This window comes from bacterium (assembly GCA_030654305.1).
In the GTDB taxonomy this organism is placed as follows: Bacteria; Krumholzibacteriota; Krumholzibacteriia; order LZORAL124-64-63; family LZORAL124-64-63; genus PNOJ01.
On record JAURXS010000479.1, the window covers coordinates 1 to 7,199 of the forward strand.

Consider the following 7,199-nt stretch of genomic DNA (forward strand, 5'->3'; position numbering starts at 1 on the left):
GCCGGCCTCCGGCCGGGCGCCGGCGTTGCGCGTCGCCGCCGTGCAGGCCGACGTGTCCCTGCACGACAAGTGGTTCGACGCGACCGCGAAGACCACGACCGAACCCTACACCGAACTCACCGCCGCGGCGGCGCGCGAGGGCGCCGACCTGGTCGTGTGGGCCGAGACCGCCGTCCCGGCCTACCTGCTGCAGGACAAGCGCCTGCTGGCCTGGGTCCGGGCGGTGGCCGACACCAACGACGTCTTCCTCTACACCGGCTACCCCGACGCCGCGCTCGGCGCGGACAACCGGCAGGAACGCACCAACGCGTCGGGCCTGTTCGATCCCGACGGGCGGTTGATCGACCGCTACGCGAAGCATCACCTGCTGCCGTTCGGCGAACGCATGCCCTTCCAGCGGTGGTTGCCGCAGCTGGGCAAGCTGGACCTCGGGCAAGCCGAGTGGACCCCGGGGCGCTCGCCGCAGCCGATGACCGTGGCGCCGGACAGCCTGCGCGCGCTGCGCATCGCGGGCCTGATCTGCTACGAGTCGATCTTCCCCTCCCTGGCGCGGCAGGCGGCGCGCGACGGGGCGCAGGCCCTGGTGAACATCACCAACGACGGCTGGTTCGGGAAGACCGCCGGGCCCGTCCAGCACGCCGAGATGGCGCGCCTGCGCGCGGCCGAGACGGGGCTGCCGGTGGTGCGCTGCGCCAACAACGGCGTCAGCTTCATCACCGACGGCCGCGGCGCCGTGCGGGCCCGCGCCGGGCTCGGGGGGCGCGCCGTGGTCGCGGCCGACGTCGCTCCCGCCGACGCCTCCACGCCGTTCGTCCGCCACGGCCACGCGCCGCTGGCGGTGGTCCTGGGCGCCTGGACGCTCGCCTCGCTCGGCGCCCTCGTCGCGTCCTCGCGGCGGCGGCGCGGGAGCCCCTCGTGAGCGACCCGCTGCGCCACGCCTTCGCCCACTGCCCCCGCTGCCGCGAGCCGCTCGGGCGCGTCGGCGAGGGAGGTGTCGTCCGCCCTTCGTGTCCCGCCTGCGGGTTCGTGCAGTACCTGAATCCGTCGCCGGCCGCCGCCGCCGTGATCCGTCGCGGAGATCTCGTGTGCCTGGTGCAGAGGAAGTTCGCGCCCAAGGTCGGGGAGTGGACCCTGCCCGCCGGTTTCATCGAGTACGACGAGGCGCCGGACGAGGCCGCCCGCCGCGAGACGCGCGAGGAGACCGGCCTGGAGGTGCGCATCGACGGCCTGCTGGCCGTCCACCAGGGCGTGCTGCCGCCGGATCGCCCGGTGATCCTGATCGTCTACGCGGCCACCGAACTGGGCGGGGAGTTGCTGGCGGGGGACGACGCCGCCGCCGTCGGCTTCTGGCCCCCGGACGCGCCGCCCGGCCCGATCGCCTTCTCGTCGCACCGCCGGGTCCTGGCCGCGCTCGCCGCCGTCGACCGCGAGGCGGGGCGGTGAGCGGGCCGACCGCCTCCGGTCAACTGCCCGTGGCCGTGCTGCTGTCGGGCAGCGGCCGCACGCTGGAGAACCTGCTGGCGAAGAGCCGCGGCGGCGAGGTCCCGGTCGAGGTGGCCGCGGTGGTCGCGAGCCGCGGCGACGTGCGCGGCGTCGAGGTCGCCCGCGCCGCCGGCCTGCCGTGCGCCGTGGTCCGCCGCCGGGACCATCCCGACGCCGACGCCCACAACGCCGCCATCAACGCCTGGCTGGCCCCCTTCGCGCCGCGGATGATCCTCCTGGCCGGCTACCTCTGCTTCTACCGGGCGCCTGCCTGGCTCGACGGCCCGGTGCTGAACATCCACCCCGCCCTGCTGCCCCGCCACGGCGGTCGCGGCATGTGGGGGCACCACGTCCACGAGGCCGTGCTGGCCGCCGGCGACCGCGAATCCGGCTGCACCGTCCACCTCGTCAGCGACGTCTACGACGCCGGCGAGATCCTCGGCCAAAGCCGCGTGCCGGTCCTGCCCGGCGACACCCCCGACACCCTCGCCGCCCGCGTCTTCGCCGCCGAATGCGAACTCTACCCTCGCGTCATCACCGAACAGGCGCGCCTTCTACTGGACGCGAGCGCCCGCTGAAGAGACCTGCCGAAAGCCAAGCGCTCCGGGCACACGAAGTGCCCGGAGCGCGTCCCCTGCCACGGCGCGTAAGCCTACACCGTACCGGTCATCAGGTAGGAGTGCATGGCATTGGCCGCCATCCGTCCGGCGCCCATGGCCAGGATCACCGTGGCGCCGCCGGTGACGATGTCGCCGCCGGCGAAGACGTCGGGCCAGGTCACCGACTGCATGGTCTTCTCGTCGACGATGATCGTGCCCTTGCGCGCGTCGCGCTTCAGCTCGGGCACGTCGGCGGTCAAGAGGGGATTGGGCCCCTGGCCGGTCGCGATCACCACGGTGTCGACCTCGAAGATCTTCGTCTTGCCCTCGATGGGCACGGGGCGCCGGCGCCCGCTGGCGTCGGGCTCGCCCAGTTCCATCTCCTGGCACTCGATACCGCACACCGCGCCGGTGCCGTCGTCGATGATCCGGATCGGGGCGTGCAGCAGGTTGAACTCGATGCCCTCCTCCTCGGCGTGGTGGATCTCCTCGGCGCGGGCGGGCATCTCCAGGCGGCTGCGCCGGTAGATCAGGTAGACCTTCTTCGGCCGCAGGCGCTGCGAGGTGCGGGCCGAGTCCATGGCCGTGTTGCCGGCGCCGATGACCGCGATGCGCTTGATGTCCTTGACCGGCGTGTCGGTGTCGGGGAAGCGCCAGGCGCCCATCAGGTTCACGCGCGTGAGGAACTCGTTGGCCGAGTACACGCCGTTGAGGTTCTCGCCCGGGATGTTCAGGAACCAGGGCAGGCCGGCGCCGGTGGCGATGAACGTGGCGTCGAAGCGGTCGCGGATGGACTTGAGCGACTCGGCCTTGCCGACCGGGTAGTTCATCACGAACTTCACGCCCATCTGGCGGAGCCCGTCGATCTCCCGGACCAGGATCGCCTTGGGCATGCGGAACTCCGGGATGCCGTAGAACAGCACGCCGCCCGGCTTGTGCAGGGCCTCGAAGACCGTCACGTCGTGGCCGCGCTGGCAGAGGTCGCTGGCGGCGGTCAGGCCGGCCGGTCCGGAGCCGATGACCGCGACCTTCTTGCCGGTGGGCGGGTCGCACTTGGGCGTCACGTTGAGCCCGTGCTCCATGGCGTAGTCGCCGAGGAAGCGCTCGACGCGGCCCACGCCGCCCGGCTGTCGCTCCTGCTGCGGCTTGTTCAGGTTGCAGACCAGCTCGCACTGGTCCTCCTGCGGGCAGACGCGCCCGCAGATCGCCGGCAGGAAGTTCGTCTCCTTGATCTTGCGCAGGGCGGCCTCGAACTGCCCCTCGCCGACGAGGCGCATGAAGGCCGGGATGTCCACGCCCACCGGGCAGCCGCTCACGCAGGGCTTGTCCTTGCACTGGATGCAGCGCTGCCCCTCGCAGGTCGCCTCCTGCTCGGTGTAGCCGAGCGGCACTTCTTCGAAGTTGAAGATCCGGTCCTCGGGCTTCTGCTCCCGCATCGGGACCTTGGTCTTGGACTTGTTGAACTTGTAGCTGGGCTTGCTGGTTTCCGCCATGATCGGGCCCCCTTCCTAGCGGTCGCGCTCGGCGAGTAGCTGGTCCGCCGCCTGCTGCAGGCGGCACGCGTGCTCGGCGCGCTCGAGGGAGCGGGCCTCCTCGGGCTTGTAGTAGGAGAGCCGTTTCATCAGCTCGTCGAAGTCGGTCTGGTGGCCGTCGAACTCGGGGCCCTCGACGCAGGCGAAGCGGGTCTCGCCGCCGACGGTGACGCGGCAGGCGCCGCACATCCCGGTGCCGTCGACCATGATCGGGTTGAGCGAGGCCAGCGTCTTGATGCCGTGCGGCTGCGTGGTCTTGCACACGAACTTCATCATGATCACCGGGCCGATGGTGATGCACTCGTCGATCTTCAGGCCCTCGTCGATCAGGCCCTGCAACGCCTCGGTGACCAGGCCCTTGCGGCCGTAGCTGCCGTCGTCGGTGGTGACGATCATCTGGTCGCTGACCGCGCGCACCTCGTCCTCGAGGATGAGCAGGTCCTTCGTGCGGGCGCCCAGGATGGTGACGACGCGGTTGCCGGCGGCCTTCATCGCGGTGGCCATCGGCCAGACCACGGCGTTGCCGATGCCGCCGCCGACGCAGACCACCGTCTTGCCGCCCTCCGGGATGGCCGTCGCCCGGCCCAGGGGTCCGGCCAGGTCGAGGATGGAATCCCCGGCCTTCAGCGCGTTGAGGTCGCGCGTGGTCTTGCCGACCTCCTGCGCGACGATGGTGATGGTCCCCTTGGCGACGTCGCGGTGCGCGATGGTCAGCGGGATCCGCTCGCCCTGGTCGCTGACGCGCAGGATGACGAACTGGCCGGCGCGCCCGCGCTGGGCGATGTGCTCGACCTCGATCTCGAACAGCATGGTCTTCTCGGCCAGGAGCCTGGCGGTGACGATCTTGTTGGCCACGGCGTCCCTCTCCTTCAGTGCGCGAGCCGCGGGTGCCGCCCTACAGGTGCGGGCGACTCCCGAATCGAGGGTCTCGGCTCAAATAAGTCGCCACCGCCCTGTGAAATCAAGGTGCATTCGGCACGATCCGGTGCCGCAGAACGACTTGAAAATGAAGGCGGGAACGGGGAGAGGGGGCTGTGAATTGGACGGCGGAAGGGCCGTTTCCTGCACCGGGTGCGCCCGCCCGTCTTGGGGGGGGACGGTCTCCGGACGTGCGCCGACATGCCTGTCGTCCGGTGGTCGGACGCGACCCTTCCGCCGGGTCTTGGGATCTGCGGCGGTCGGAGATGCAAGCCGCGTGCCGATCCTCCGGCTGTCCGGCGGGCCGTCTTGACCCTCGCGGGAGTTGCCCTTATCGTGGACCGGACGCGGCGAACGTGACCCCGGTGCGACCCGCACCGTCGCGCGCGAGCCCGGAAGGGACGACGGACATGGAAGCGCTGATCCGCGGCATCCTGGAGAACATCGGCGAGGACCCGCAGCGCGAGGGCCTGCTCAAGACCCCCGAGCGCGTGGCGAAGGCCTGGCTCGAGATCACCGAAGGCTACCACCAGGACCCCGACGCCATGGTGCGCCAGGCCCTGTTCGAGGCCGAGGGCCACGAGATGATCGTGATCAACGACATCGACTTCTTCAGCATGTGCGAGCACCACCTGCTGCCGTTCTTCGGCAAGGCGCACGTGGCCTACATCCCCGGCAGCAAGATCGTCGGGCTGTCCAAGATCGCCCGGGTGGTCGACGCCTTCTCGCGCCGCCTGCAGGTCCAGGAGCGGATGACCTCGCAGATCGCCCACTGCCTCCAGCGCAACCTCGACGCGCAGGGCGTGGCCGTCGTCCTGCACGCCCAGCACCTGTGCATGATGATGCGCGGCATCAAGCGCCAGAACTCCTTCGCGGTGACCAGCGAGATGGTGGGCGTCTTCAAGGACGACTCCAAGACCCGCAGCGAGTTCCTGACCCTCATCCAAGAGAAGCCTTGGAACTAGGCACATCGGAGCGCGTCGCAGGCGGCGCCTGCGCTCGCCTCAACCGAAGCAAGAGGACCGGCCTCGGGGCCGGTCCTCTTGTTTCGTTTTCGGCTCGCTCCGGTGACGCCGCCCGCGACGCGCTCCGATGTGCCTAGTTCCGCCGCTTCCCAGGTTGGGCTAGAGGCCGTGCTCTCCCAGCCAGCGCTCGCACTCGATGGCGGCCATGCAGCCGCTGCCGGCGGCGGTGATGGCCTGGCGGTAGACGTGGTCCTGGACGTCGCCGCAGGCCCAGACGCCCTCGACCCCGGTGGCGGTGACGTTGGGCTTGGTGATCAGGTAGCCCTGCGCGTCGGTGGGGAGCTGGCCGGCCAGGAAGCCGGCGTTGGGGACGTGGCCGATGGCGATGAAGCAGCCGGTGACCGCGAGCTCGGTGTCCGGGCCGCCCTTGGTGTCGGCCAGGACCAGCTTCTGCAGCAGGCCGTTCTCGCCGCCGACCATCCGCTTGACCGTGCTGTTCCAGGCGAAGGCGATCTTCGGGTGCTTCAGGGCGCGGTCGGCCATGATCTTGCTGCCGCGCAGCTCGTCGCGGCGGTGGACGACCGTGACCTTCGCGGCGAAGTTCGTCAGGAAGATGGCCTCCTCCAGGGCGGTGTCGCCGCCGCCGACCACGGCGATCTCCTGGCCGCGGAAGAAGAAGCCGTCGCAGGTGGCGCAGGCGCTCAGGCCCTTGCCGTGGAACTGCTCCTCCTCGGGCAGGCCCAGCCAGCGCGCCGACGAGCCGGTCGCGATCACCAGCGCGTGGGCCAGGTAGTCCTCGCCGTCGGCGACGACCCGGAAGGGCCGCGTCGAGAGGTCGACCGACGAGACGGTGCGGCCGACGATCTCGGCGCCGAAGCGCTTGGCCTGCTCGCGGAACTTGTCGGTGAGCTCGGGTCCCTGGATCCCCTCGGGGAAGCCGGGGAAGTTCTCCACCTCGGTCGTGATGGTCAGCTGCCCGCCCGGCTGGGTGCCCTCGAAGACCAGGGGCGGGATGTTGGCGCGGCTCAGGTAGAGGGCCGCCGTGTAGCCGGCCGGGCCGGAACCGATCACGATCGCACGATGGATCTGCGGGGTCGTCTGCGGGGACATCAGGGCCTCCGTCGGGACTGGCTGGGGTCGGGGTGGTGCGAGCCCCTCATGTCTATATCCGAACCCGGCGCCTGTCAATGAGCTCCGGGGATCCGCGGGCGACAAAGCCCTTGCCATCGTCGCCGCAATCCGCTTATGCTCGTCCTACCTCGCCAGAATTCGTGTGGAAGCGTTCCGGGTCGATGGAACCTCGCCATCAACAACCGCTCTGCGTGCGTCCACCGAGCTACGCCCACGAATCGACTGGAAGGGGATCGGAATGTCCAGAAAGACCATGTGCCGCGGCAGCCTCGTGATGGCATCGTTGCTGGTCTTCGCGATGATGATGACGGCGGGATGCGAGAGGGACACCGGGCCGGCCCAGCCCTCGACGGACGACAAGGCGTTCGTGCTCGAGAGCGCCGGCTACGTCGGACCGCGGCTCGAATACGTCGCCGGCGAAGTGATCGTGAAGTTCGCGGACGGCGTCGCCACCGCCGATCGCGGCGCGGCGCTGGCCTCGGTGCAGGGCGCCGTCGGCTCGCGCATCCTGACCGCGGCGATGAAGAGCCGCGGCGACACCGAAGGCCTCACGGTGGTGCGCACGAAGATGT

Annotated in this window: 7 protein-coding genes and 1 pseudogene; 5 read left to right on the plus strand and 3 right to left on the minus strand. The window is 70.6% G+C overall.

The window, feature by feature from the left end; translation table 11 throughout:
- The 3 genes from lnt to Q7W29_13665 form a co-directional block, all read left to right on the plus strand.
- The coding region (lnt, locus tag Q7W29_13655) for an apolipoprotein N-acyltransferase (protein ID MDO9172867.1) at nucleotides 1-919 on the plus strand (919 nt) is incomplete at its 5' end.
- Nucleotides 916-1,443, plus strand: coding sequence for an NUDIX hydrolase (locus Q7W29_13660; GenBank protein ID MDO9172868.1), 528 nt, complete (start codon nucleotides 916-918; stop codon nucleotides 1,441-1,443). The genes lnt and Q7W29_13660, both read left to right, overlap by 4 nt.
- A complete protein-coding gene (locus Q7W29_13665) occupies nucleotides 1,440-2,060 on the plus strand; it encodes a formyltransferase family protein (protein MDO9172869.1) in 621 nt (206 codons plus the stop codon). The genes Q7W29_13660 and Q7W29_13665 overlap by 4 nt, the downstream gene beginning before the upstream one ends.
- A 74-nt stretch (nucleotides 2,061-2,134) precedes the next feature.
- On the opposite strand, the gene gltA is transcribed toward Q7W29_13665, so the two are convergent.
- Entirely contained in the window at nucleotides 2,135-3,574 is a 1,440-nt protein-coding gene (gene gltA / locus Q7W29_13670; GenBank protein MDO9172870.1) for an NADPH-dependent glutamate synthase, read from the minus strand.
- Nucleotides 3,575-3,589: 15 nt separating this feature from the next.
- Nucleotides 3,590-4,468, minus strand: a complete 879-nt coding sequence (locus Q7W29_13675; protein MDO9172871.1) for a sulfide/dihydroorotate dehydrogenase-like FAD/NAD-binding protein — start codon at nucleotides 4,466-4,468, stop codon at nucleotides 3,590-3,592.
- Between the two features lie 473 nt (nucleotides 4,469-4,941).
- Between Q7W29_13675 and folE the strand changes: the two are divergent.
- Nucleotides 4,942-5,496, plus strand: a pseudogene (gene folE, locus Q7W29_13680) (GTP cyclohydrolase I FolE).
- Nucleotides 5,497-5,655: 159 nt separating this feature from the next.
- Here the strand turns inward: folE and trxB are convergent.
- A complete protein-coding gene (gene trxB, locus Q7W29_13685) occupies nucleotides 5,656-6,606 on the minus strand; it encodes a thioredoxin-disulfide reductase (protein ID MDO9172872.1) in 951 nt (316 codons plus the stop codon).
- A gap of 259 nt (nucleotides 6,607-6,865) precedes the next feature.
- Here trxB and Q7W29_13690 point away from each other — a divergent pair.
- On the plus strand, nucleotides 6,866-7,199 hold a 334-nt coding region (locus Q7W29_13690; protein ID MDO9172873.1), incomplete at its 3' end, for a hypothetical protein.

Coding starts and splice junctions, on each gene's coding strand:
- trxB (MDO9172872.1), bottom strand. CDS start 6,606: ATGTCCCCGCAGACGACCCCGCAGATCCATCGTGCGATCGTGATCGGT.
- gltA (MDO9172870.1), bottom strand. CDS start 3,574: ATGGCGGAAACCAGCAAGCCCAGCTACAAGTTCAACAAGTCCAAGACC.